We start from the raw sequence: 24661 nt of genomic DNA on the forward strand, positions 1-24661 counted from the left end.
CCACGGAGGTGGGGTTCCTGAGGGGGATGTGAGCAGGCGTGGCCAATTTCTCGAAGTCGAACGTGCCGCAGTTCGTGATGGACGTCTACCAGAACGAGTACCTGCCCGAGGGCGGCCGCGAGGTCAACGCGATCGTCACGGTGACCGCGACCGGCGGCGGCACGATGGGAAGCGCGGTCGCCGCCCCGCACCTCTGGTCGCCGGGACAGGGCCCCTCGGCGGCGGTGGCGCTCATGGTCGACTGCTCGGGTTCCATGGACTACCCGCCGACCAAGATGCGCAACGCCCGCGACGCCACGGCGGCCGCGATCGACACCCTGCGCGACGGTGTGCACTTCGCGGTGATCGACGGCACCCACGTGGCGCGGGAGGTGTATCCGGGGGGCGGCCGTCTCGCGGTCGCCGACGCCACCACCCGCGACCAGGCCAAGCAGGCCCTGCGCAAGCTCAGCGCGGGCGGCGGTACGGCCATCGGGACCTGGCTGCGCCTCGCCGACCGCCTACTGTCCTCGGCGGACGTCGCCATACGGCACGGCATCCTGCTCACCGACGGGCGCAACGAACACGAGTCGCCGGAGGATCTCAAGGCCTCCCTCGACGCCTGCGCGGGGCGTTTCACCTGCGACGCCCGGGGCGTGGGCACCGACTGGGAAGTGAAAGAAGTCACAGGGATCGCCTCCGCCCTGCTCGGCACCGCCGACATCGTGGCCGACCCGGCCGCCCTCGCCGCCGACTTCACGCAGATGATGGAGACGGCCATGGGCAAGGAGGTCGCCGACGTGGCCCTGAGGGTGTGGACGCCGGTGGGCACCACCATCAAGTTCGTCAAGCAGGTCGCGCCCACCGTCGAGGAGCTCACCGACCGCCGCGCCGAGGCCGGTCCGCGCGCCGGGGACTACCCCACCGGCTCCTGGGGAGACGAGTCCCGTGACTACCACGTCTGCGTCGAGGTCCCGGCCGCGCACATCGGCCAGGAGATGCTCGCCGCCCGGGTCTCCCTGGTGGTCCCGCAGCCCGACGGCACCGCACAGAACCTGGGCGCCCAGGGTCTCGTCAGGGCCGTGTGGACCGACGACATGGTCGCCTCGACGTCGATCAACCCCCAAGTCGCCCACTACACCGGCCAGGCCGAACTGGCACAGGCCATCCAACAAGGGCTCGATCTCCGCAAAGCGGGCGATTTCGATGGAGCAACGGCCAAACTGGGCCGGGCGGTTCAGCTCGCGAACGACTCCGGGAACGCCGATACTGCGAAACTGCTTTCGAAGGTGGTCGACGTCGTCGACGCCACGACAGGTACTGTGCGACTGAAGGCGAAGGTCGAGGAGGCCGACGAGATGACTCTCGAGACACGGTCGACAAAGACTGTTCGTGTAAAGAAGTAGACCGTTTCCGACGTAGAAGTTCCCTGATCCGAGAGGGGGAAGCGCCGACATGCCGACCTGCCCGAACGGACACCAGTCGGGTTCCGACGACTGGTGCGAGGTCTGCGGTCACCGCATGGCCGGTGCCGTACCTCCGCCCCCTCCGCCGCCCGGCCCGGGTGGAGGCGGCTACGGCTTCCCGCCGCCCGGCGGTCCCGGCGGCCAGCCCGGTGGACGCCCGCTGTCCTCCGTACCGGACCCCGAGCCGGAGCTCTGCCCGCAGTGCCGTACGCCCCGTGAGGGCGGCGCGCCCTTCTGCGAGGAGTGCCGGTGGAACTTCCTGACGAACACGGCGACCTCGTACACCCCGGCCGCCCCGCGCCCGCCGGCCGGTTCCGGCGGCCCGCCCTCGCACTTCCAGCAGCAGTCGGGGCCCGGACCCGGTCCGTCCTTCGGCGGCGGTGACTCCTACGAGTACCAGGGCTCGCGCCCGTCCCAGGTGAACCGCCCCGCGGAACCGATCCCCTTCGGTTCGGAGCCGTCGGGTCGCACGGGTCCGGGCGGTCCCGGCGGCGGTCCGAGCGGTCCCGGAGCTCCGCAGGGCTTCCCCGGTGACCCGTCCCGACCTGGCGGCCCCGGCCAGTCCGGTCCCGGCGGCCCCGGCTCCTCCGGTCCTTCCGGTTTCCCGGGCGGTCCCGGCGGCCCTGGCGGTCCCGGCCCCTCCGGTTTCTCCGGCGACCCGTCCCGCCCCGGTGGCCCCGGCCAGCCCGGCCCCGGCGGCCAGCAGGGCTTCCCGGGCGACCCCGGACGACCCGGCGCACCCGGCCCCTCCGGTTTCCCGGGCGGTCCCGGTGGCCCTGGCGGTCCCGGCCCCTCCGGTTTCCCCGGCGACCCGTCCCGCCCCGGCGGCCCCGGCCAGCCCGGCCCCGGTGGCCCTGGCGGTTACGGCTACCCGCAGCCCGGCAACACCCAGGCCCCGCCCGGACCTTCCGGTCCCGGAGGCCCTGGCGGCCCCGGCGGCCCCGGTGGTGGTCCGCAGGGCTTCGGCGGCGGCACTCCCACCCAGCCCGGTCCTGGTGGACCCGGCCAGTCCGGCGGCCCCGGTGGTCCGCAGGGCTTCCCCGGCGACCCGTCCCGGCCCGGCCCCGGCGGTCCGCCGAACTTCGGTGCGGACCCCTCCCGCACGGTCCCGCCGCCCCCCGGCCCGACCCCGCCCGCGGGACCCGGTGCCACGAGCGGTGCGCCGCAGGGCTTCCAGGCTCAGGGCGCGTCGGCCCCGCCCGCCTTCCCGCAGGAGACCAACCGGCCCCAGCCGGGCGGTCCGTCCTTCGGTGGTGGCGGAGCCGACGACTGGGTCATCTCCCCGCCGTCCTCCAACGCCCCGGGCGGCCCCGGCGGCGGTCCTGGTGGTCCGGGCGGTCCTGGTGGCCCCGGCGGGTACGGCTTCCCGCAGCCCGGCGCCGGCTCCACCCAGGCCCCGCCCGCGCCCCCCGGCCCGTCCTTCCCGCAGCAGCCGGCGACCTGGACGGCGACCATCGGCCCGGACCGCGACTACTTCATGGCGATGATGCAGCGCTCCGGCCCCGAGGCCGCGGGCCTGAACCTGCCCGCGTACTCCCCCGAGCAGCAGCGCACGCTCACCGGCAACCAGGTCACCATCGGCCGCCGCCGGCACTCCACCGGCGACACCCCCGACGTGGACCTGTCGGTGCCGCCGGAGGACCCGGGCGTCTCGCACCAGCACGCGGTGCTGGTCCAGCAGCCGGACGGCTCCTGGGCGGTCGTCGACCAGAACTCGACCAACGGCACCACGGTCAACGGCGCCGAGGAGCCCATCACGCCGTTCGTGCCGGTGCCGCTCCAGGACGGCGACCGGGTGCACGTCGGCGCCTGGACGACGATCACCATCCGCCGCGGCTAGAGAAACCGCCGCGGCTGGAGAACGGCCACGTCACCGGAGGGGCCACGCGTGCGGTCCCTCCGGGTCGTCCAGCCACGCCCACTCCCGGTCGCCGTCGACCGTGACGCCGTAGCGCTCACGACCCGGTCGGCCCTCGCGCTCCCACAGCGCGTACGCCTCCGGCGGTGCGAGGCTGCCGCGGCTCAGCGACAGCAGGAACCGGAACAGGTCGCTCTCCCGGGCCGGTCGCGGGACCCCGGCCAGGTCCGTGGGCTCCTGGTCCGGCCGGCCCGCGCCACGCAACGGCACGAAGTAGGCCGGCGTGTGCAGGAACCGTCCCTCGGCGTGCCCGGCGTCCCGCACGGTCAGGGCGATCAGTCCGGTGGCGAGCGGGCTCAGGACGCGTGCGCCGGGGCGGCACTGGGCGAGCCAGGCGGTCGGCACCGAGGCCAGGGTGCAGGTGGCGATGATCCGGTCGTAGGGGGCGCGTTCGGGCACTCCGCGCGCGCCGTCGCCGGTGACGACGACGGGGTGGTACCCGGCGGCGGCCAGGTGTCGGCGCGCCGCCTCGGTGATCTCCGGCTCCAGGTCGACGGTGGTGACGTGGTCGTCGCCGAGCCGGTGCGCGAGCAGGGCCGCGTTGTAGCCGGTGCCGGCGCCGATCTCCAGGACCCGGTCGCCGTCCCGTACCCGCAGCTCGGCCAGCATCATCGCCATCAGCGAGGGCTGGCTGCTGGAGGAGACCAGTTCGCCGTCGCGCAGCCGGGTGGCCAGCGGGGCGTCGGCGTAGGCCCCGCGGACCCACTTCTCCCGGGTGCGCGGGTCCGGGCTCTCGCCCCAGCGCCGCTCGTAGCCCCCGACGACGCCCACGTAGTAGTACGGCACGAACAGATGCCGGGGCACCGCCTCGAAGGCCTCCCGCCATCCCGGGTCGGCGGCCCAGGCCCCGCTCGCGTCGATCTCCCGCACCAGCGCGGCCCGCGCGGAGGCGGCGAGTGAGGCGAGGTCCCGGTCGAGAGCGTGCGCGCCCATACCTCCACTCTGCACCCTGGGCCCGGGAGGTCCTAAGCCTTGAGTCCTCCGCCACCCCGTCTGAGACCATGGTTGACGTGAAAGAGATCCGGCGCGGCACGCTTCAGACGCAGACCTTCTACGAGCAGGTCGGCGGGGAGGAGACCTTCCGCCGCCTCGTCCACCGTTTCTACGAGGGGGTGGCCCAGGACCCGGTCCTGCGGCCCATGTACCCCGAGGAGGACCTCGGCCCGGCCGAGGAGCGCCTCGCGCTGTTCCTGATGCAGTACTGGGGCGGCCCGACCACGTACAGCGACAACCGCGGCCACCCCCGGCTGCGCATGCGTCACGCCCCCTTCGTCGTCAATCGCGAGGCGCACGACGCGTGGCTGCGGCACATGCGGGACGCCGTCGACGACCTCGGTCTGTCCGAGGAGCACGAGACGCAGTTGTGGAACTACCTGACGTACGCGGCCGCTTCGATGGTGAACACCGCCGACTGATCACCCCCCGGTGACCGCCGTTCACTGATTGCCGGATTCCGGTCGCGCGGTGCCGGATTCCGGTCACGATCCGGTCAAGCCCGGGCTACAAGCGCTTACTCGAAGCCGTCGCCTCTGACATCCTCGCCGGAGATCTGGCACAACACGGCGGGGGGCCGGGTGACGGGGTTCGGGGGAATCGCGCGTTTCGTGTTCCTGCGTGCGCGGGCGCACCGGCTGCTGCTCGCCGCCGCGCTGCTCACGGTCCTGCTCACCACGGCGGTCCTCGCGACCCTCACCGCCTACTCCGGCGCGATCGGCGACGCGGCCCTGCGCCACTCCCTCGCGGACCCGCGCAACGCCGCCGACACCGCGCTGGTCGTCAAGGCCGACGTACCCGAGGAGCGTCGCAAGGCCGCCGACACCGCCGTACGCGAGGTGGCGCGGCGGACGTTCGACGGGCTGCCGGTGACCGTGCGGACCTTCCTGCGGTCGGGCCCGTACGCGCTGCCGCGGTCGCTCCAGCCCGCGTCGGCGCGGTCCGGGGACCCGGATCTGACCCACTTCGCGGAACTGGACCGCTCCCGGGTGCGGCTGGTCGAGGGGCGGCTGCCGCGGCCGGCCGAGGGGCTGGTCGAGGTGGCGCTCCCGCAGGCCGCCGCCCGCGCCCTGCACCTCGGTCCCGGCGCCCGCTTCACCCTCACCGACCGGCTGCGCGGCCCGGCGGTGCGGGTCGCGGTGACCGGTCTGTACCGGCCCGTGCGCGCGGACGACCCGTACTGGCTCCTCGACGACCTGCACGGGCGGGGCGTCAACAAGCTCGACTTCACGACGTACGGACCCCTGCTCGCCGATCCCGGCGTACTGGCCGACGGCACGGTGAGCGTCGGGACGTCGGGGTGGCTGGCGTCGGCCGACTTCGCGACGGTGACGACCGCGCGGTCGGACGCGCTGCGGAGGTCCGCCGTCGCGGGGAACGCGGCGCTGCGCAAGGAATCCTCCCTCGGCGGCGCCACGACCGCGTCGACCTCGCTGCCCGAGGTCCTCGACCGCGCCGACCGCTCGCTGCTCGTCTCCCGCTCGACCCTGCTGATCGTCGCCCTCCAACTGGTGCTCCTCGCGGGCTGCGCCCTGCTGCTGGTGGCCGGGCTGCTGAGCAGTGAGCGCACGGGCGAGAGCCGGCTGCTGCTGGCGCGCGGCGCCTCCCGGGCCCGGATCGCCGGCCTCGCCGCCCTGGAGGGGGTGCTGCTGGCGGCGCCCGCGCTGCTGTGCGCGCCGCTGCTGGCGGGCCCGCTGACCCGGCTGCTGGCCGGACGGGGACCGCTGGCCCGGATCGGGCTGCACCTGGAGGTGCCCTCGGGCGGGCGCCCCGGGGTGTGGCTGGTCGCGGGAGCGGTGGCGCTCGGGTGCGCGCTGGCGGTGACCCTGCCCGCGCTGACGTCTTCCTTCGCGCGCGGCCGGGCCGCGGCACTGCCCGGCGCGGTGCGCGCGGGGGCGGACCTCGGGTTGCTGGCCGTGGCGGCGGTGGCCTACTTCCAGCTCAGCCGGCAGACCTCCGGTGCCGTGTCCGACGACACCTCCGGCACGCTGGGCGTGGATCCGCTGCTGGTGGCGGCGCCGGCGCTCGCGCTGCTGGCCGGGACCGTCCTGACGCTGCGGCTGCTGCCGCCGCTGGCCCGGCTCGCCGAACGCCGGGCGACCGGCGGGCGCGGGTTGACCGCGGCCCTGGCGGGCTGGCAGATCGCCCGCCGTCCAAGGCGCGGTGCGGGCCCGGTGCTGCTGCTGGTCCTCGCGATGGCGCTGGGCATGCTGGCGATCGGACAGGGCGCCTCCTGGGACCGTTCGCAGACCGACCAGGCGGACTTCCGGGCCGGGGCGCCGGTGCGGGTCATGGTCTCCGGGGACGCGGGCCTCGGCCGCACCGAGCAGTACGCGGGCGTCGCGGGCGTACGGCGAACCGCCCCCGCCGCCCGCTCCGAACTGCCGCTGTCCGGCAGCCGCACGGCGACCGTGCTGGCGCTGGACACCTCGCGCGCCTCGATGCTCATCCGCCCCGACCTGCACTCGGGACCCTTCCTCCAGGGGCTCGGCCCCAAGGGGGCGACCACAGGGGTGCAGGTGCCCGCGGACACGACCCGGCTGCGGCTGACGACGGCCCTGCGCAGCGCGGAGCCGAGTACGACAGCGCAGGTCACCGTGACCCTGGTGGACCGCTACGACATCCCCTACCGGGTCCCGGTCGGCCAACTCCCCGCCGACGGCCGCCCGCACGCGCTGGACGTCTACGTGTCCGGTGGCCCGCTGACCCTCACCACCCTGGAACTGGTCGTGCCCGTCCCGGGCGGCAAGGCCGACCGACAGCGCTTCACCGTCACCGGGTTGACGGCCGAGAGCGCCGACGGGGCGGTACGACGGCTCGCGTTGCCGACCGACTGGGGGGCCCACTCGCAGAGCGACGGGGTGGCGTCGACGCCGGACCCCAAGACCAAACCCGTCCCCCCACGCCTGAGTTCGGGACCCGGGCGGCTGAGCGTGGACTACGGCACCGGGTTCATCCCGTACGACGACACCTGGAGCACGGGGGCGCTGACGGTCCGGCTGAAGGCCCCGCAGCCCGAGCCGGCCAAGGTCACGGCCGTCGCTACCCGGAGCTTCCTCACCTCGGCGGGCGCGGCCGTCGGGGACAGCCTGGACGTGCCGTTGGACGGAGACACCGTCTCGGTGCGGATCGTGCGCTCGATACGGGAGCTGCCCACCGCTTCGGACAGCGGCGGGGCCCTGCTGCTGGATCTGCGGACCGTGAACCGGGAACTGCAGGCGAAGTCCGGTCGCGGCGTGGAACCGAACGAGTGGTGGCTGACGACGAGCCCGGGCGCCTCGGACGAGGTCGCGGCCGCGCTGCGGGCCCGGCCCGACATGGACCCCGCGCAGGTCGTGGTGCGGGACGAACTCGCCGGGCAACTGCGCGACGACCCGTTCGGCGCGGGCCCCGAGGCCGCGTTCGCCGTGGCGGCCGGGGTGGCGGCGGCACTGGCCGCGGTCGGGTTCGCGGTGAGCGCGGCGGGCTCGCTGAGGGAACGCGGCGCGGAGTTGGCCGTACTGCGCGCCCTGGGGGCCCCGCGGCGCCGGCTGGCCCGGGCGGTCGCCGTCGAACAGGGCGTGCTGGTGGTGCTGGCGCTGCTGGTGGGCGCGCTGCTGGGCACGGCGTTGACCCGGGCGGTGGTCCCGCTGATCGTGCTGACGGACGAGGCGACGAAACCGGTCCCGCAGGTCCTGGTCCGGCTCCCGCTCCCGCAGGCGGCCGCGCTGCTGGCGGCGGTGGCCCTCGCCCCGCTCCTGGTCACGGCGGCACTGGCGCTGCGGCGGGCGGATCCGGCGCGGGCGCTGCGTGAGGGGGGTGAGTGAGGTGAGGCGTCTCATCGCGCGCCGGGAGAGGGCCGCCGGGGAGCCCGGGGTGAGCGTGCCCTGGGTGCGCACCCGGTTGCGGACCGCGCCCGGCACCGCGTTCTGGCTGGCGCTGCTGGTCGCGCTGACGGCGTGCCTCGCGGCCGCGTTCCCGCGGGCGGTGGACCGCTACGAGGACGCCGGACTGCGCGGGGCCGCCGAACATGCCCGCCCCGACCGCACCAGCATCGAGGTGTACGCCCCGCAGCCGTCGATGCTGCTGAAGCCGAGCGAGCGCGAGGACGTGCTGCGTCCCGACGTGCTGGCCCGGCAGTACGCCGCGGTCCGCGCCCAGGTCCCGCGCGCGCTGCCCCTCGACCCGGGCCAGTCGACGTTCGGGGCGCGCACCACCGTGGACCTCGAGGTACCGGACCCGTGGCTGCCTAGGCCGACCGGCAAGCCCGCGCAGGTGACGCTGATCGCGCAGGCGGGACTCGGCGCCCACGCCACGGTCGCCCGGGGACGTCTGCCGCGTGCGGGCGACCAGGTTACCGCCTCCGAACCCGAACTGGAGGCCGCGGTCACCGTCGAGACCGCCAAGGCCCTGCACATCAAGGTGGGTTCGGTGATCCACGCACCCGCCGCCGGCCGTACGCTCCCGATCCGGGTCACGGGCATCGTCACCCCGCGCGACCCGAAGGGCGCCTACTGGGCCACCCACCCCATCCTGCGCAGCCCGTCCCTGATCCGCGAACCCGCGCCGTCCATCGACATGCACTGGCTCGGCGCGCTGCTCATCGCGCCCGAGGCGGCCCCGGTCCTGCTGGCCACCCCGGGAATGCCGGAACCCTACTGGCAGTTGGCGCCCTCGGAGCAGGCGCTGCGGGCCCGTGACACCCCGGCCCTGCTGTCCGCGCTGGCCTCCCTGGAGGCCGGTCCGGCGCTGCGGAAGCTGCGCCTGTCGATCGACGGCCCGGTGACCGAGCTGACGGCGACCGAGGGGCAGACCGAGGTCCTCACCGACCTCGACGGGGTCCTCATGGACTACGACCGGTTCCGCGAGGCGGTCGCCCCGCTCGTCGCGGTCGCGGCGTTCGGCACCGGCACGGTCGCCGCCGTCGTCCTGCTGATGGCGGGCGGCCTCACCGCCGACCGCAGGCGCAGCGAACTCGCCCTGCTGCGGGCCCGCGGCGCCTCCCTCCCGGGTCTCGCCGGCCGCCTGTTCGCCGAGACGGCCGTCGTGGCCGTGCCGGCGGGCGCCCTGGGCCTGGCCGCCGCGCTGCTCGCGGTCCCCGAGGGCCGCGTCCGCTACGCCATCGCGGCCGCCGTGGCGGTCACCGCCGTCACCTGCGCGGCCCTGCCGCTCCGCGCGGCCGCCGCCCACCGCGTGGTCCGCCTCCACACCGGCCGCGAGGACATCTCCTCCGTACGACCGTCCCGGCGCCGTACGGTCGCCGAACTGACGCTGCTGCTGCTGACGGTGGGGGCGGTGGCCTCGCTGCGCCGACGTGGCACGTCGGGCGGTTCCGACGACCTCGTCTCGCTGGCACCGGTGCTGGTGGGCGTGATCGCCGCCCTGGTCCTGGTCCGCCTGTACCCGCTCCCGCTGCGGGGGCTGGCCCGCCCGGCCGCCCGCCTGCGCGGTGCCCTGGCCCATCTGTCGCTGGCCCGCGCGGGCCGCACCTCGGCCTCCGCCGTGCTGCCCCTGCTGGCCCTGCTGACCGCCCTGACCACGGCGGCCTTCGGCGGCTCGGTCCTCGCCGGCGTGCGGGAGGCCCGCGACCACGCGGCCCTCCTCTCGGTGGGCGCCGACGCCCGCGTGGAGACGGCGGCGCCGCTTCCGTCGGGGCTGCCGGACCGGCTGCGCCGGGCACCGGGGGTGAGCGACCTGTCCGCGGTGAGCGTCACCTACGACGCGAAGCCGGCGGACGGAGCCCAGTCGGTGACCCTGGCCGGGGTGAACCCCGCGGACTACGCGGCACTGTCGTCCCGGACGGACATCGGCGCCTTCTCGGCGGCCCGGTTGCGGGAGGGGGCCACCGGCGGCACGATCCCGGCCCTGGCCTCCACGGCCACCGCCCGGACGTACGGCACCGGCCCCTTCCCCGTCCTCCTCCCGGACGGCAGCTCGCTCACCGTCCGCATCACCACCGTCCTCGACCGCACCCCGGCGGTGACGGGCCCGGACTTCCTGATCGTGAACCGCGAGGCACTGAGCCCGGCGATGGCGCGACCGACCACGCTGCTGCTGACGGGGACGAGCCTGGACGGGGCCGCGCTGCGCGAGGCGGCTCCCGAGGCGGCGTCCGTGCACCTGAGGTCCGAGGAACGCGAACGCTACGTCGACTCCCCCCTGCAGACCGGCGCGGAAGGCGTCTACGCGACGGCGGTGGCGGCGGGCACGGGATACGCGGTGCTGGCCCTGCTGCTGTCCTTCCTGCGCACGGCCCCGGAGCGCACGGCCCTGCTGGCCCGCCTGCGCACGATGGGCCTGACCCGGGCGGCGGGCCGCCGCCTGCTGATCCTGGAGTCCCTGCCCCAGGCGGTCCTGGCGGCCCTGGGAGGCACCCTCACGGGCTGGGCCACGATCCGCCTCCTGTCCCCCGGCATCGACCTGACGGCAGTCGCCGTCCCGTCGGCCGAACCCTCCTCGGTCCCGGCGGAGTTGCGCACGGACCTCCTGTCCCTGGCGCTGCCGGCGGCGGCCGTGCTGCTGCTGGCGGTGGGGATGGGGATCGGCCAGGCGTGGTGGTCGGGGAGACGGGGATCGGTACAGGAGTTGAGAGCGGGGGACGCGAGATGAACGGCTTCGTCACCCTCGGCGGCGTGCGCTCACGCCGCCGGGGCGGCTCCCGGCCCGCGGACAGCGGCACCCGCCCGAAGGCACAGCGCGGCACATCGACAGGCGCCCCCACAGGAGACGGCCAGTGACCACGAACCCCACCCTCACCGAACTCGCCCACAAGGCGACCGAGGCCCGCTCCCGCCCCACCTACGGCCACGACGCCCTGATCACCTGCGACCGGCTCGTCCGCATCTTCACCACGGACGGCGTGGAGGTCCAGGCCCTCCAGGGCCTCGACCTCCTCGTCCGGGAGGGCGAACTCCTCGCTCTGGTGGGCGCGTCCGGCAGCGGCAAGTCCACGCTCATGAACATCCTCGCGGGCCTGGACACCCCCACCGCGGGCGCCGCGAGAGTCGCGGGCCACGACCTGCTCACCATGACCGCGAAGGACCGCCTGGCCTACCGCCGCAAGACGGTCGGCTTCGTCTGGCAGCAGACCTCCCGCAACCTCCTCCCCTACCTCACCGCGGCCCAGAACATCACCCTGCCCATCCAGCTCTCCGGCTCCCGGACGGCCCGCCGCGCACAGACCGAACGCGCGCTGGAACTCCTGGAGTTGCTGGAGGTGGCCGACTGCCGCAACCGCCGCCCGCACCAGATGTCGGGAGGCCAGCAGCAACGCGTGGCGATCGCGGTGGCGTTGGCCAACAGCCCCGCCGTCCTGCTCGCCGACGAACCGACGGGCGAGCTCGACTCGCACACCGCGGAACAGATCTTCGCGGCGTTCCGCACCGCCAACGAACAGCTCGGCACCACGATCGTCATCGTCACCCACGACCAGGCGGTGGCGGGCGAGGTCCGCCGCGCCGTGGCCATCCGGGACGGTCGTACCTCCACCGAGGTGCTGCGTCGCAGCGCGGTGGACGCGGCGACGGGCGACGAGACCCTGGTGGCGAGGGAGTACGCGATGCTCGACCGCGCGGGCCGCCTCCAGCTCCCGAAGGAGTACACCGAGGCGCTGGGCATGCGCGAGCGGGTCGCGCTGGAACTGGAGCCGGATCACATCGGCGTGTGGCCGGACGACAGCGACCGGGACTGACGGCCGCCGCCGTTCGGGCGCCTCAGCGCACGCTGACGCCGAGCATCCCGAGTCCCCCTTGCCGTACGGCGATCGAGCCGTACGGCGTACGCAGCCGCAGCCACGCCCCCGACACGAAGAGCGCCGCTCCTCCACCGGGTCGCAGGAAGCCGAGCGACTGGGCCGCGTGCACGGCCCGCACCGGCAGTCGGGTGTCCCCCACGGTCCGCGACCAGATCTCCCGCCCGATCCGGTCGAGTTCGGCCCGGGTACGCTGCTCCGGCCCCAACTCCTCGGTGCGGGACCGGAATTCGGTGACGCCGGCGTGGACGAGCGCCCGCAGCGCCTCCGGCTCCGGCAGTCCGGCCACCTCCTGCCACCCGCCTCGCGGCGGCAGCACTCCGGCCCACGGCGGCCCGGTCACCGCCTCCGGCACGCGGGCCGTACCCGCGCTCTCGTCGAGGGACTCCAGCAACTCCCCGGCGGAGACGGTGACATCGAGCGTGACGTCGAGCCCGTTCTCGTACGGCTTGGCGAGGCGCACCGCCCGGATCGCCAGCACCTCGAAGGACGGCGGGCGCCCGAAGACGGCGAGCGCGGTGCCGGTGCCCTGGAGGCGTACCGCGGCCGAGCGGTCGTAGTGGAGCAGCCGGGAGAGGAAGGCGGCGAGATCCGCGGCCTCCCCCTCGTCGGCGAGGTGGAGCACCGTCATGCGGCGACGGCCTCCTCCTCGTCGTCGTCCCGGTACTCCTCCAGGAACTCCCGTTCCTCGGCGGTGATCCGGCGCGGCCGCTGGGCCTCGAAGTCGAACGGCACTATCACCGTCGAGGCCCGGACGTAGACGTCGTCGCCGTCCTTCACCTCGTAGGCGATGGTGAAGGACGCCGCTCGGATCTCGGTGACCCACAGCTCGATGTCCACGGGCGCGTGCCGGTGGACGAGCTGCCGCTTGTAGTCGATCTCATGGCGTGCCACCACGGACCCCTGCTTGAAGTCCTTCTCCGGGCGGAACAGGAAGTCGATACGGGCTTCCTCCAGGTAGCGGAGGAAGACCACGTTGTTGACGTGGCCGTACGCGTCCATGTCCGCCCAGCGCAGCGGGCAGCGGTAGATGTGCCGCAAGATCAGCCCCGGGTCAGCTTCTTGTAGGTGGCGCGGTGCGGACGCGCCGCGTCCGGGCCGAGCCGCTCGATCTTGTTCTTCTCGTACGACTCGAAGTTGCCCTCGAACCAGAACCACTTGGAGTCACCCTCGTAGGCGAGGATGTGGGTGGCGACCCGGTCCAGGAACCAGCGGTCGTGGGAGACGACCACGGCCGCGCCCGGGAACTCGAGGAGCGCGTTCTCCAGGGAGCCGAGGGTCTCGACGTCGAGGTCGTTGGTCGGCTCGTCGAGGAGCAGCAGGTTGCCGCCCTGCTTGAGGGTGAGCGCGAGGTTGAGGCGGTTGCGCTCACCGCCGGACAGGACACCGGCGGGCTTCTGCTGGTCCGGGCCCTTGAACCCGAACGCCGAGACGTAAGCCCGGCTCGGCATCTCGACCTGGCCCACGTTGATGTAGTCCAGCTCGTCCGACACGACCGCCCACAGGGTCTTCTTCGGGTCGATGTTCGCGCGGCTCTGGTCGACGTACGAGATCTTGACGGTCTCGCCGACCTTGATGGTGCCGGAGTCCGGCTCCTCCAGGCCCTGGATCATCTTGAAGAGGGTGGTCTTGCCGGCGCCGTTGGGGCCGATGACACCGACGATGCCGTTGCGCGGCAGCGTGAAGCTCAGGTCGTCGATCAGGACCTTGTCGCCGAAGCCCTTGCTGAGGTTGCTGACCTCGACGACGACGCTGCCGAGCCGCGGGCCCGGCGGGATCTGGATCTCCTCGAAGTCCAGCTTCCGCATCTTGTCGGCCTCGGCGGCCATCTCCTCGTAGCGCGCGAGACGGGCCTTGGACTTGGCCTGACGCCCCTTGGCGTTGGACCGCACCCACTCCAGCTCTTCCTTGAGCCGCTTCGCCCGCTTCGCGTCCTTGGCGCCCTCGACCTTGAGACGGGTCTGCTTGGTCTCCAGGTACTTGGAGTAGTTGCCCTCGTAGCCGTGCAGGCGACCGCGGTCGACCTCGCAGATCCAGCCGGCGACGTTGTCGAGGAAGTACCGGTCGTGGGTCACGGCCACGATGGTGCCCTCGTACTTGGCGAGGTGCTGCTCCAGCCAGTTCACCGACTCGGCGTCGAGGTGGTTGGTGGGCTCGTCGAGAAGCAGCAGGTCAGGAGCTTCGAGCAGCAGCTTGCACAGAGCCACGCGGCGCTTCTCACCACCGGAGAGGTTGGTGACGGGCCAGTCGCCGGGCGGGCACCCGAGCGCGTCCATGGCCTGCTCCAGCTGAGCGTCGAGGTCCCACGCGTTGGCGTGGTCGAGCTCCTCCTGCAGCTTGCCCATCTCGTCGAGCAGCGCGTCGGAGTAGTCGGTCGCCATCAGCTCGGCGATCTCGTTGAACCGGTCGAGCTTGCCCTTGACCTCGGAAACACCCTCCTGGACGTTCTCCAGAACGGTCTTCTCCTCGTTCAGCGGCGGCTCCTGCAGCAGGATCCCCACGGTGTAACCCGGCGACAGGAAGGCATCGCCGTTCGACGGCTGCTCCAGCCCCGCCATGATCTTCAGAATGGTCGACTTACCGGCACCGTTCGGGCCGACCACACCGATCTTCGCGCCAGGCAGGAAGTTCAGCGAGACGTCGTCAAGGATGACCTTGTCGCCGATTGCCTTGCGCGTCTTGCGCATGGTGTAGATGTACTCAGCCAAGAGAAACCGTCCGGCAGCTTGAAATCTGGCAGTGGGCAGATACACCCCATCTTGCCTGAGGTCCACCCTCGGGTGGTAACCCGTTTGGTCGGGGGGCTGTGACCTGGGGGTTCGTCCTCGGCTGCCGGTTCGACACGCATTCGACTGCGGTGGCACGGCGGGGCACGCTTCACTTGCATCGTGGAAATCATCGAGGGACCCGTCGACTGGACCCCGGAGCTGCACGCTGTCGGCACGCAATCCCACATGCAGCGCTGCGCCTGGGGCTCGCCGTGCACACGTGACGCGCGCTGGAGCGTCCGGGTCAAGGACAAGGGCGGCGAGAGCTGGTGGGCCGTCTGCGAGGAACATCGCGCTTCCTCGACAGTCCTGAACACGGGCTCCGGGTGACCGACCGTGCGTGTGGCGACAACTGATCAACGACGGCTGTGACCTACGACCACCTGGCCGATCAACGACGACAGAACGAGCCTCGGCCTGCGCCTACGCCGGCCTCCCCGCACGGCCGCCGCGTCAGTCGCCGACCTATCGAACGCCCCGAACGCCCGCCGGATCAGTCCCCGGCCCCCGCACGGCCAACAGCACAGCCGCACCCACGGCCACCGCCCCCGCCACCCCCACTGCTCCCGCCCCCGCGGACCGTATCAGCCCCCGGGACGACCCTCGGCCGCGCTTAGGCCGACCTCCCCGAACGGCACGCCGCTTCAGTCGCCCGCCCCCGAACGCCCCGCCGGATCAGCCCCCGGCACCCCGAACGCCAAGGCGGATCAGTCCACGGCCCCCGAACACCGAGGCGGGATCAGTCGCCGGCCCCCCGCACGGCCAGCAGCACAGCCGCACCCACGGCCACCGCCCCCGCCACCCCCACTGCTCCCGCCCCCGCGGACCGCACCAGCCCCCGGGACGAGCCTCGGCCCGCCCTTACGCCGACCTCCCCGAACGGCACGCCGCTTCAGTCGCCCGCCCTCGAACGCCCCGCCGGATCAGCCCCCGGCACCCCGAACGCCAAGGCGGATCAGTCCCCGGCCCCCGAACGCCAAGGCGGGATCAGTCGCCGGCCCCCCGCACGGCCAGCAGCACAGCCGCACCCACGGCCACCGTCCCCGCCACTCCCACTGCTCCCGCCCCCGCGGACCGCATCAGCCCCCGGGACGAGCCCCACGACAGCACCGACCACCTCGACCGCGCCGACAGCAGCGACCCCGTGCTCAGCCACGAGCCCGCCGAGATCAGGGACAGCGCCGACCCGATCGAGCCCACGGACAGGGCGCTTCCGATCGAGCCGACCGACAGGGCCGAGCCCACGGAACCGATGGACAGCACCGAACCCACCGAGCCGATCGACAGCACCGAGTCCGTCGACCACAGGGACAGCACCGAGTCCGAGGAGGTGTGACGCGTCGGCGATGCGGAGGGCTTGGTCATGAGGCCATTCTGCCCCGCGCCGACGCGCCCGGTCAGTCCTGCGCCCGGTTCTGCTTCCTGCCGGTGAGAACCAGCGCCGCGCCCCCGATCACGACCAGGGCGATGGCGGTACCGGCGATCAGCGGGGTGGTGGCGGAGCCGCCGGTCTCGGCGAGGTTGACGTCGGTGGTGGGGACGGCCACCGTGGCGGGGCTGGGCTCACTGAGGGTCTGGGTCGTGGCGCCCGTCTCGCTGCTGCGGGTGCGGCAGTCGAGGACGCCGGTGAAGCGCTCGGCGAGACCGTCGGGGCCGGTGATCGTGAAGTCGTACGCCTGGTCCTCCTGGAGCGGGACCGTCACCGTGCGGGTCTCGCCCGCCGCGATGGCGTACTCCGTGCCCATCAGCTCGAACGTGAACTCCTCGTCGCCCTGGTTGACCGCCGTGATGCCCAGGCCGCGCTCGGTGCAGTTCCGGGCCGCGGAGAGAGCCGGGACGGCACCCTCCTTCGCCCAGGTCGCGCTCGCCGCGGCCGAGACCGTCGACTCGCTGGAGCCGGCGAGGATCTGGGTCTGGCTGCGGCTCTCGGAGGCGAACGCCCGGCCGACCGGCACGGTCGTCGAGGCCTGCACGGTCAGATCGGCCGAGCCCGCCGCCGCGTCCTCGGGGACGTCGAAGTAGAGCTCGCTGCCGTTGCCCACCGAGGTCACCGGCCTGCCGTCCTTGCCGACGATCCGCACGCCGCTCGTGGCCGCGTCCGCCGGCGGGCTGACCGTGGCACCGGCCGCGTTGGTGCGCACCGTCACCGGGCCGAGCAGCTCACCGGGGTGGCCGGAGACCGCGGGCGGGTCGAGCGTCAGCGACGCCGCCGGCTCAGCGACGTCACGGGCGCTCTTCTCCAGGTAGTCCGCGAGCTTCTCGGCCTGCGGGTCGGCGGCGTCGACGTCCGCGGCGTCCGAGTAGCGCCAGATCGCCACCTGCGTGCCCGCCGCCGCGTCCTGCTCGGTCAGCCCCGCGGCGATACCGGCCTTGGCGGCGAGCGCCGCGAGGTCGTTGACCTGGGGGTAGGAGTTCTGCAGGATCCAACGGATCCTGCCCGCTTCCTTGTTGGTGCCGAGCGAGGTGCCGCTCCAGTCGGTCTCGTGGTACTTGGCGTCCTTCTGTGTGGGGTTGTAGAGATCGACGCAGTAGGTCTGGAGAGTGCCGCCGCCCTCGACGGACATCTCGAACAGCCCGGCCGGCACCTGGAGATCGCCGTCGGTGTCGTGTATGACCGCGTCACCGTAGGTCTTCAGGCCCCCCATCGTGGCGGTCGCCCCTCTCTGGTTCTGCGCCGCCCCGTCCGCCGTCGCCGGAGCGGCGACGGCCACCGTCGCACCGGCGGCGAGCAGGCCGGAGACGAACGTGACGGCCGCGAGGCGAGCCGCTCCCCGTCCGCGCACGGACAGCGCAGAGAACACAGAAAACACGGAATTCCCCTTCGGACAGGACCCGTTGACGAGCGGGGTGGCGGTCCCACCAGCAGAATCAGTAACCCCGGGAGCTGTGTTCGGCATCCTAGGGACGCGGCCGCCCCGCTCTTCCCGGGGATGCGGTCGGAAGATCGATCCGACTCGGAATCGTTATCGCCAGGGCCTTTCACCCGCATGGCTTATCGACAAGTCGACCGCAGGCATCCGGAGCGCATACGTCGATAAGCCGCACTTCGGTCAGAGCCCCGCGTTCTCGGCCGACGCGATGTCACATCACGTCACCGCGACGGGCTCCTGGCGGTCCGCGGCCTCGCCCGGCGGTGTCTCCCAGGCGGGCTCGGGCTGCGCGGACGCTCCCGTGACCGCGTTCTCCGACCGCTGTGTGCGCCGGAAGGCCGAGGTGCCGCGGGCGAGGTCGTGGCCGATCGCCACGGCGTCGATGTCGGCCGAGGTCCAGGCCGGCTGCCCCTCGCGCACCTCCGAACGCACCTTCAACCGGCCCTGCACGACCACCGGGTCACCCACGTTGATCGACCCCGCCACGTTCGTGGCGAGCTGGCGATTGGCCCACACCGTGAAGAAGTTGGTGTGCCCGTCCGTCCACTCGTTCTTCTCGCGGTCCAGGTAACGCGCCGTCGCCGCGAGCCGGAACCGCACCGAAGCGCCCGTCGCCAGCTCCCGGTACACCGGCTGTGTCGCCACGTTGCCCACCGCGCAGATCATGGTCTCGTTCATCGCTGGGAACCCCTCCCGGACATGCGTACGGGCCCGTCCCGTACGGCTGCTGCTGTCTGCGTGCCGACCGCGTCACCGCGATCGCCGCGAAGCCAGACTGCCTCCGACGGGCCGAGCCCGCTGCGCCCTGTGCACCGTCCCCAGGATGTGGAAAACCCCGCCACCCGAACGAGGGACCCCCGTCCACAGGACCGGCCCTCACCCCACTCCCACGACCTTGCCGTACTGCTCCCTGACCTCCCGGTAACGCAGCAGTTCCGCGGCCACCGGATCCAGCACCCGCGCCCGCCCGCATCCGGACGCCGCCTCCCGCAGCCGCCGTTCCGCCTCCACGCCGTACCGTCGCGCGGGCCCCCGCGCCGCCATCCGGCAGCTCCACTCGACGAGCGGGCCGCCGACGATGCCCGCCACCATCAGCAGCACCGGAACGCCCAGGTTCGGCGCCATGACCCCGACGATCTGACCCACCAGCCAGAGCCCTCCGACGACTTGGAGGAGCGTCATGGACGCCTGCGCGAGCACGGCCACCGGCCACCAGCCCGGACGCGGGGGACGGCCCGGTGGCAGCCCGGCCCGGGCCGTCAGCTCGTCCAGCGCCTCGGGCAGCCCCTGGGAGCCGCGTACGGCCGCCTCGCGCACCGCCTGCGCCCACGGCGCGGGCAGTCCCGCCGAGGCCCGGTCGGCGAGCGTCCGTACCGCCTGCTCGACACGCTGCCGCGCGGTCGCCTCCTCGTCGGGCTGGGCGCGCAACGGCAGGCGCCCCGTGGCCGGTTCGCGCCGGTCCTGGTACCAGCGCCACAGCCGCAGCCAGGGCGTGCCGCACGCGCGGTTGGCGTTGCGCAGCCAGGCGCGTTCGGCCGCCTCGCCGGCCGCGGTGGCGCCGACCGCGTCCGCGAGCCGGGCGGCGAAGTCGTCGCGGGCCTCCTCGCTCAGCCCGGTGCGCCGGCCCGTCGCGTAGACGGGCCGCAGCCGCCAAGCCGCCGCGTCCACGTCGGCCGCGATCCGCCGCGCGGGAGCGCCGCGCTCGGCGACGAACTGGCCGAGCGCCTCGCGCAGTTCACCGACTCCGTCCCCGGTGAGCGCGGACAGCGCGAGCACGGTCGCGCCCGGTTCGCCGTACTCCCCGAGGGCGATCCCGTCCTCGTCCAGCAGCCGCCGCAGATCGTCGAGGACCTGCTCGGCGGCCTCCCCGGGCAGCCGGTCGACCTGGTTGAGGACGACGAACATGACCTCCGCGTGGCCCGCCATGGGCCGCAGATAGCGCTCGTGCAGGATCGCGTCGGCGTACTTCTCGGGATCGACGACCCAGATGACGGCGTCGACGAGGGCCAGGATCCGGTCCACGTGCTCGCGGTGCTGGACGGCCGCGGAGTCGTGGTCGGGCAGGTCGACCAGGACGAGCCCGCGCAACTGGGCCTCCGCCTCGGCACTCTGCACCGGCCGCCGCCGCAACCGGGGCGGGATGCCGAGCCGTTCGATGAGGCTCGCCGAACCGTCGCTCCAACTGCACGCGATCGGCGCGGCGGTGGTCGGTCGGCGTACGCCGGTCTCCGAGATGGCCACTCCCGCGAGCGAGTTGAACAGTTGGGACTTGCCGCTGCCCGTCGCGCCGGCGATGGCGACGACGGTGTGCTGCCCGGAGAGCCTGCGCCGCGCGGCCGCCTCGTCCAGGACCTGGCCGGCCTCGGCGAGCGTCCGGCTGTCGAGCCGGGCCCGTGAGAGTCCGACCAGTTCCCGCAGCGCGTCCAGACGGGAGCGCAGGGGGCCGTCGTAGGTGAGCGGGGCGGCCGGCGGGACGTTGGGCCCCCGGGCCTCCACGGCGGCGGCCTGCTCGGTCTCGGCGGTCACCCGCCGCGCGATGAGCCCGTCGTCCCAGGCACCCTCGGACTCGGCGTCGCGCGGCCCCGTGGGGCCTTCCACGGCCTCCTCGCGCGCGTGCCGGGCGTCCGCCCGCCCGTCACCGCCCTCCGCCCTCTTCACGCGCGCGTGCCCGCCCTTCCCGCCCTCGTCCGCCGCTGCGTCGCCCACAGGCCCCTCGCCCCGTCCTTCCCCGTTCTCCGATACGGCGTCCCCCGCCCGCTCCGTGTGGTCCTGATCCGTGACGGCGGTCATCGGTCACCTCTCCTTCTGCAGTACCGACAGCGCGGCGATGAGTTCGGCCTGGGGTTCGGGGTGTACGTCGAGGGCGTCGAGCGGGGCGAGCCGGCGCTCGCGTTCGGCGTGCACGACCCGGTCGAGGTGCTCGGCGAGCAGCCGTCCGCCCCGGTCGCGCAGCCGCAGGGCCCCGTGGGCGCCGATCCGTTCGGCGAGTCCTTCGCCCGCGACGCGCGCCCGGCGTCCGCCGAGCAGCGCGGTGGCGACGAGGGCGGCGACCGTCTCCGGGTCGGGCGCGACCCCGCGGTCGAGGTCGCGGATCTCCTCCTCGGCGTACTCCTCCAGCTCCCGCCGCCAGCGTCGTACGGCCATCCCGATCCGGTGTTCGGCGCTCTCCGGGGACGGGTCGCGCGCCGTCAGTTCCGGTGCGGTCGCGCCCGGTTCGCGCCGCCAGGCCTCCTCGACGCGCTCGTCGGCGGCGGTGACCGCGCACAACAGGAGGGCGCCCAGGCTCTCCACCAGGGCGTCCAGGAGCTCGCCGGCCGTGCAGTCGAGGGGGAAGGCCCGCCAGCGCTTGAGGGCGTCACCGGCGAGCACGGCACCGGCCTGGAGCCGCCCCCGCACGCGCGCGTACTCGCTGTCGTAGGCGCTCTCGACGGCCCCGGTGAGCCGCAGCGCGGCCGCGTACTGGGCGGCGGCCGCGCCGGCCAGCTCGGGCATCCGGGACTTGAGGGAGTCGAGGACGCCGTGGGCCGTACGGGCGACGGTGTGGTGCCGGGCCGCGGGGTCCTGCGCCTGGTGGACGAGCCAGGTGCGCAGCGATGCCACGGCGGTGGCCGGCAGCAGCCCGCCGCCCCAGGCCGACTCGGGCAGTTCCGGCACCGTGAACCGGGGCACGTTGCCGAGGCCCGCCTTGGTGAGCAGGGCGCCGTACTGCCGCGAGACCTCGGAGACGACCTGGTGCGGCACCCGGTCGAGGACGGTCACGAGCGTGGCGTCGTACTCCTTGGCGGTGCGCAGGAGATGCCAGGGGACGGCGTCGGCGTAACGGGCGGCCGTGGTGACCATGATCCAGATGTCGGCGGCGCAGATCAGCTCGGCGGCGAGGACGCGGTTGTCGGCCACCAGGGAGTCGACGTCGGGTGCGTCCAGGAGCGCGAGGCCCGGCGGGAGGGTGTCGGCGGTCTCGACGCGCAGCACGCGCGCGGGGTTCTCGCCGGGCAGCAGGAGTTCGTCCGCCGACTCCTGGTGGGGCGTCCACACGCGCGTGAGGTCGGGCAGTACGCGCATTCCGCTGAACCAGTGGTGATCCTCCGGATGGCAGACCAGGACCGGTGTCCGCGTGGTCGGCCGCAGTACGCCCGCCTCGCTCACCCGGCGTCCCACAAGGGAGTTGACGAGGGTCGACTTGCCGGCCCCGGTGGAACCGCCCACCACGGCCAGGAGTGGCGCTTCGGGGTCCCTCAACCGGGGCACCAGATAGTCGTCGAGCTGGGCGAGCAGTTCGTCGCGGTTGGCACGCGCGCGTGGGGCCCCCGCCAGGGGCAGCGGGAAGCGTGCGGCGGCGACACGGTCGCGCAGGGCGGAGAGTGCGTCGAGTAGCTGAGGCCGTACGTCCAAGGTCACCACATGTGAAGAATGCCCAATTTTGGGGGAATTCTGAAGCATATGGCCATGTCTGCGCGCCGACCGGACACAAGGGACGGATGGGATGACTGGGGCGCGGGCACAGTCCAGGCATAACGAGTGCACAACACCCGGTGCGCGAGGCGCCAAAAGCGATGCACGATTCGTACCTGCCTGCGATTATCAGGACCGCTTCACCGAACCTCCACATCGAGCCACGGAGGCGAAGCAACAGGGACAAGGTCGTGGGAGCCCTATCCTTGTCCCCGGCAACGTCACGGAACGGCCCACACCCGGGCACCCAAGACAGAGGCCACCACACCCGGCCCCCGTAGCTCAGTGGATAGAGCAGGCGCCTTCTAAGCGCTTGGCCGCAGGTTCGAGTCCTGCCGGGGGCGCAAACACCTTCTGACCACGTACTTTGGGCAGGGGGTCTTTTCATGTCCGGCCCCTGCACCGGTAGGTGGCCAAGCGCTTCGGGGCAGTCGCGCACGCGAGGCCGAGCAGCGAAGGGGGCCCGCGTGTCCGAGAACAGTTCCCCGGCAGAGGTCGTCTCCGTCCGCGTGGGGACCGTCGTCGGCGGACGGGCGGAGGTCGTGGACGACGACTGGGGCAAGGAGACCGCCGTCATACGACTGGACGCGGACCGTTTCGGGCCCGAGGCGCTCGCCGGGCTGGACGGCTTCTCGCACCTGGAGATCGTCTACCACTTCGACCGCGTCCCGGTGGACCGGATCGAGACTGGCGCCCGCCACCCGCGCGGCAACACCGACTGGCCCCTGGTCGGCATCTTCGCCCAGCGCGGCAAGAACCGCCCCAACCGCATCGGCGTCTCCCGCTGCCGGCTGCTGCGCACCGACGGCCTCGACATCCACGTCCAGGGCCTGGACGCCGTCGACGGCACCCCGGTCCTCGACATCAAGCCCTACATGGCCGAGTTCGGCCCGCAGGGGCCCACGGAGCAGCCCGCCTGGGCGAGCGAGATCATGCGCGACTACTACTGACAGTGCCGCGGCGTAGAGTCGATCACCCTGACCGGATCAAGCACCGAACCGAGCACCGGAACAAGCAGGGGAAAGGCCCGACATGCGTCTGCGCTGTGCCGTGCTCGACGACTTCCAGCGGGTGGCGACCCGGCTCGCCGACTGGTCACCGCTCGCGGACCGGGTCGACGTCGTCCCCTACGACACCCACTTCGCCGACGAGGACTCCCTGGCCGCCGCCCTCGCCGACGTCGACATCGTGGTCACCCTGCGCGAGCGCGTCCCCTTCCCCGCCTCGCTCATCGCCCGCCTGCCCCGGCTGAAGCTGCTCATCGCCTCCGGCATGCGCAACTCCGTCATCGACTACGCGGCCGCCGAGGCGCACGGGGTCACCGTCTGCGGTACGGCGAGTTCTTCGGCCCCGCCGGTCGAGCTGACCTGGGCGCTGCTGCTGGGCCTCGCCCGCGGGATCGTCGAGGAGAGCAACTCCCTGCGCGCGAACGGCCCCTGGCAGTCCACCGTAGGCGCCGACCTGCACGGCCGCCGGCTCGGACTGCTCGGTCTCGGGAAGATCGGCGGCCGGGTGGCACAGGTCGGGCTCGCCTTCGGCATGGAGGTCAGTGCTTGGAGCCAGAACCTCACCCGGGCACGCGCCGACGAGGTGGGCGTGCACCTCGCCGGATCCAAGGAAGAGCTGCTGGCCGACAGCGACTTCGTCTCCGTCCACCTCGCCCTCGGCGACCGCACCCGGGGCCTTCTCGGCCCCGCCGAACTCGCCCTGCTCAAGCCCACCGCCTACCTGGTCAACACCTCGCGCGCGGCGATCGTCGACCAGGACGCGCTCCTCGCCGCCCTGCACGAGGGCCGGATCGCGGGCGCGGGCGTCGACGTCTTCGACACCGAGCCCCTTCCCGCCGACCACCCGATGCGCACGGCCCCGCGCCTGCTCGCCACCCCGCACCTCGGCTATGTCTCGCGGGCCAACTACGCGACGTACTACGGCCAGGCCGTCGAGAACATCCAGGCCTACCTCGCGGGCTCCCCCGTACGACGGCTCCCTTGAGGCAGGCGGTGGCCGGGCCTCCGCTTCAAAAAGGGTGATCCCCACATGAACGCCGTTACCAGGAGTGAGCCTCCGCGTTGAAGGGGGAGTGCGACGGCGCGTCCTGCCGTCGCACTCACCGAGTCAAAAGGAGAACGTGATGTCTCGCATCGCGAAGGCAGCAGGTGTCGCCCTCGGCACCGGTGCCGTGGTCATCGGCGGCGCGGGCCTGGCCCTGGCGGACGCGGGCGCCGACGGCGCCGCCATCGGCTCGCCCGGCGTCCTGTCCGGCAACGTCGTCCAGGTCCCGATCCACATCCCGGTCAACGTGTGCGGTAACACCGTCAACGTGATCGGTCTGCTGAACCCGGCCTTCGGCAACACCTGCGCCAACATCAGCGGCGGCGACAGCCACAAGGGCAACCCGGGCCCGGGTGGGCACGGCGGCTACGGCGGCTGATCGCCCGTACGCGCGGAAGAGCCCCGGCACCTCGAGCGCCGGGGCTCTTCCCATG

The 24661-nt window shown here is 73.4% G+C and carries 19 protein-coding genes and 1 tRNA gene; 11 read left to right on the plus strand and 9 right to left on the minus strand.

Annotated elements, in window-relative coordinates; genetic code table 11:
- Positions 1 to 38: 38 nt before the first annotated feature.
- On the plus strand, positions 39 to 1385 hold the full coding sequence (locus ABZ098_RS05465) for a VWA domain-containing protein (protein WP_356587440.1): 1347 nt from the start codon (positions 39 to 41) through the stop codon (positions 1383 to 1385).
- Between the two features lie 49 nt (positions 1386 to 1434).
- A complete protein-coding gene (locus ABZ098_RS05470; protein ID WP_356587441.1) occupies positions 1435 to 3285 on the plus strand; it encodes an FHA domain-containing protein in 1851 nt (616 codons plus the stop codon).
- Between the two features lie 30 nt (positions 3286 to 3315).
- Here the strand turns inward: ABZ098_RS05470 and ABZ098_RS05475 are convergent, their stop codons facing one another.
- The gene (locus tag ABZ098_RS05475; RefSeq protein ID WP_356587443.1) at positions 3316 to 4296 is read right to left on the minus strand and encodes a methyltransferase domain-containing protein; all 981 of its coding nucleotides are present in this window, start codon (positions 4294 to 4296) and stop codon (positions 3316 to 3318) included.
- Between the two features lie 68 nt (positions 4297 to 4364).
- Here ABZ098_RS05475 and ABZ098_RS05480 point away from each other — a divergent pair, with 68 nt between their 5' ends.
- The 4 genes from ABZ098_RS05480 to ABZ098_RS05495 all read left to right on the plus strand — a co-directional run bounded on the left by ABZ098_RS05480 (position 4365) and on the right by ABZ098_RS05495 (position 12025).
- Positions 4365 to 4778, plus strand: a complete 414-nt coding sequence (locus ABZ098_RS05480) for a globin (protein WP_356587445.1) — start codon at positions 4365 to 4367, stop codon at positions 4776 to 4778.
- Between the two features lie 189 nt (positions 4779 to 4967).
- A complete protein-coding gene (locus ABZ098_RS05485) occupies positions 4968 to 8162 on the plus strand; it encodes an FtsX-like permease family protein (protein ID WP_356587447.1) in 3195 nt (1064 codons plus the stop codon).
- A 49-nt stretch (positions 8163 to 8211) separates the two neighbouring features.
- Positions 8212 to 10944 (plus strand): FtsX-like permease family protein, encoded by a 2733-nt coding sequence (locus ABZ098_RS05490; RefSeq protein ID WP_356587449.1) that lies wholly within the window; start codon positions 8212 to 8214, stop codon positions 10942 to 10944.
- Positions 10945 to 11068: 124 nt separating this feature from the next.
- The gene (locus ABZ098_RS05495) at positions 11069 to 12025 is read left to right on the plus strand and encodes an ABC transporter ATP-binding protein (protein ID WP_356587451.1); all 957 of its coding nucleotides are present in this window, start codon (positions 11069 to 11071) and stop codon (positions 12023 to 12025) included.
- 22 nt (positions 12026 to 12047) lie between these two features.
- On the opposite strand, the gene ABZ098_RS05500 is transcribed toward ABZ098_RS05495, so the two are convergent.
- From ABZ098_RS05500 to ettA, 3 genes are read right to left on the minus strand one after another with little or no spacing between them, the layout of a single operon-like run.
- Complete coding sequence (locus ABZ098_RS05500; protein WP_356587453.1) at positions 12048 to 12716, minus strand: hypothetical protein; 669 nt, start codon at positions 12714 to 12716, stop codon at positions 12048 to 12050.
- The gene (locus ABZ098_RS05505) at positions 12713 to 13126 is read right to left on the minus strand and encodes a thioesterase family protein (protein WP_123760786.1); all 414 of its coding nucleotides are present in this window, start codon (positions 13124 to 13126) and stop codon (positions 12713 to 12715) included. Before ABZ098_RS05505 ends, ABZ098_RS05500 begins: the two co-directional genes overlap by 4 nt.
- Before the next feature lie 2 nt (positions 13127 to 13128).
- Complete coding sequence (gene ettA, locus ABZ098_RS05510) at positions 13129 to 14793, minus strand: energy-dependent translational throttle protein EttA (protein WP_280851437.1); 1665 nt, start codon at positions 14791 to 14793, stop codon at positions 13129 to 13131.
- Positions 14794 to 14973: 180 nt separating this feature from the next.
- On the opposite strand from ettA, the gene ABZ098_RS05515 reads away from it, so the two are divergent.
- The gene (locus ABZ098_RS05515; RefSeq protein ID WP_356587455.1) at positions 14974 to 15183 is read left to right on the plus strand and encodes a hypothetical protein; all 210 of its coding nucleotides are present in this window, start codon (positions 14974 to 14976) and stop codon (positions 15181 to 15183) included.
- A 657-nt stretch (positions 15184 to 15840) separates the two neighbouring features.
- Here ABZ098_RS05515 and ABZ098_RS05520 read toward each other — a convergent pair.
- The 5 genes from ABZ098_RS05520 to ABZ098_RS05540 form a co-directional block, all read right to left on the minus strand.
- The gene (locus tag ABZ098_RS05520; RefSeq protein WP_356587457.1) at positions 15841 to 16218 is read right to left on the minus strand and encodes a hypothetical protein; all 378 of its coding nucleotides are present in this window, start codon (positions 16216 to 16218) and stop codon (positions 15841 to 15843) included.
- 32 nt (positions 16219 to 16250) lie between these two features.
- Positions 16251 to 17663 carry a TQXA domain-containing protein gene (locus ABZ098_RS05525; protein WP_356587459.1) on the minus strand — a complete coding sequence of 471 codons (1413 nt, stop codon included), beginning with the start codon at positions 17661 to 17663 and terminating at the stop codon, positions 16251 to 16253.
- A gap of 276 nt (positions 17664 to 17939) precedes the next feature.
- The gene (locus tag ABZ098_RS05530; protein WP_356587460.1) at positions 17940 to 18401 is read right to left on the minus strand and encodes a single-stranded DNA-binding protein; all 462 of its coding nucleotides are present in this window, start codon (positions 18399 to 18401) and stop codon (positions 17940 to 17942) included.
- A gap of 198 nt (positions 18402 to 18599) precedes the next feature.
- On the minus strand, positions 18600 to 20513 hold the full coding sequence (locus ABZ098_RS05535) for a YfjP family GTPase (protein WP_356587461.1): 1914 nt from the start codon (positions 20511 to 20513) through the stop codon (positions 18600 to 18602).
- 3 nt (positions 20514 to 20516) lie between these two features.
- On the minus strand, positions 20517 to 22124 hold the full coding sequence (locus ABZ098_RS05540; RefSeq protein WP_356587463.1) for a dynamin family protein: 1608 nt from the start codon (positions 22122 to 22124) through the stop codon (positions 20517 to 20519).
- Positions 22125 to 22446: 322 nt separating this feature from the next.
- Here ABZ098_RS05540 and ABZ098_RS05545 point away from each other — a divergent pair.
- The 4 genes from ABZ098_RS05545 (at position 22447) to ABZ098_RS05560 (ending at position 24606) form a co-directional block, all read left to right on the plus strand.
- Positions 22447 to 22519: transfer RNA gene (locus ABZ098_RS05545), tRNA-Arg, on the plus strand.
- A 123-nt stretch (positions 22520 to 22642) separates the two neighbouring features.
- The gene (locus ABZ098_RS05550) at positions 22643 to 23125 is read left to right on the plus strand and encodes an SAM-dependent methyltransferase (protein WP_356587465.1); all 483 of its coding nucleotides are present in this window, start codon (positions 22643 to 22645) and stop codon (positions 23123 to 23125) included.
- Positions 23126 to 23207: 82 nt separating this feature from the next.
- Positions 23208 to 24167: a D-2-hydroxyacid dehydrogenase family protein gene (locus ABZ098_RS05555; RefSeq protein ID WP_356587467.1), complete on the plus strand. Its 960-nt coding sequence runs from the start codon at positions 23208 to 23210 to the stop codon at positions 24165 to 24167.
- 139 nt (positions 24168 to 24306) lie between these two features.
- Entirely contained in the window at positions 24307 to 24606 is a 300-nt protein-coding gene (locus tag ABZ098_RS05560) for a chaplin (RefSeq protein WP_356587469.1), read from the plus strand.
- Positions 24607 to 24661: the final 55 nt, after the last annotated feature.

Source organism: Streptomyces sp. NPDC006335 (assembly GCF_040612795.1).
GTDB lineage: Bacteria > Actinomycetota > Actinomycetes > Streptomycetales > Streptomycetaceae > Streptomyces.